2 tRNA genes and 1 rRNA gene are annotated in these 644 nt (G+C 47.0%); all 3 read right to left on the bottom strand.

Annotated elements, in window-relative coordinates:
* Positions 1-306 precede the first annotated feature (306 nt).
* Positions 307-382: transfer RNA gene (locus J7643_20000), tRNA-Ala, on the bottom strand.
* 7 nt (positions 383-389) lie between these two features.
* Positions 390-466, bottom strand: a tRNA-Ile gene (locus tag J7643_19995).
* 105 nt (positions 467-571) lie between these two features.
* Positions 572-644, bottom strand: a 16S ribosomal RNA gene (locus J7643_19990); the annotation flags it as partial.

Below are 644 nucleotides of genomic sequence, written 5' to 3'. Positions count from 1 at the left end.
CATGTGCACTTATTCGCTTGTTCCTATAACGTTAGCCTCTGTTGCCAGAGCGTTATAGAAATAATTGAGTTTAGCGTTTGCCGTATTTCCAAAGCGAATCTTCTAAAACTTAAGATCACTTCGTAATACTATGATTGATACAATCACACCCATTTAATTAACGTTTGCAAGAACCGAAGTCCTGGCAACCGTTTAAATGAATCTTTACTTCTTCCAGATTGTTAAAGAACAAAAACAGCCATTAGTCTTCAAAAGACCAAACCTAAATCTCAACGCCTTCGACGCCGACTTAGGTTTGATATTTCTTGGTGGAGGTTGACGGGATCGAACCGACGACCCCCTGCTTGCAAAACAGGTGCTCTCCCAGCTGAGCTAAACCCCCGAAACCTTGGTGGGTCTGGTTGGGCTCGAACCAACGACCCCCGCGTTATCAACACGGTGCTCTAACCAGCTGAGCTACAGACCCGCTTGGATCAGTATCAGTAGCCGGCCTTTCGACCGTGCTTCACCAAATAACTGTTCTTATTTCACAGCCGATAAGTGTGGACGCTTGACTTGCAGCGCACTCTAGAAAGGAGGTGATCCAGCCGCACCTTCCGATACGGCTACCTTGTTACGACTTCACCCCAGTCATCGGCCACACC

The sequence above is a fragment of the bacterium genome (assembly GCA_017744355.1).
Taxonomy (GTDB): Bacteria; Cyanobacteriota; Sericytochromatia; order S15B-MN24; family UBA4093; genus JAGIBK01.
Note: the sequence above shows the minus strand (reverse complement) of the source record. Positions and strands in the feature narration are given on the sequence as shown.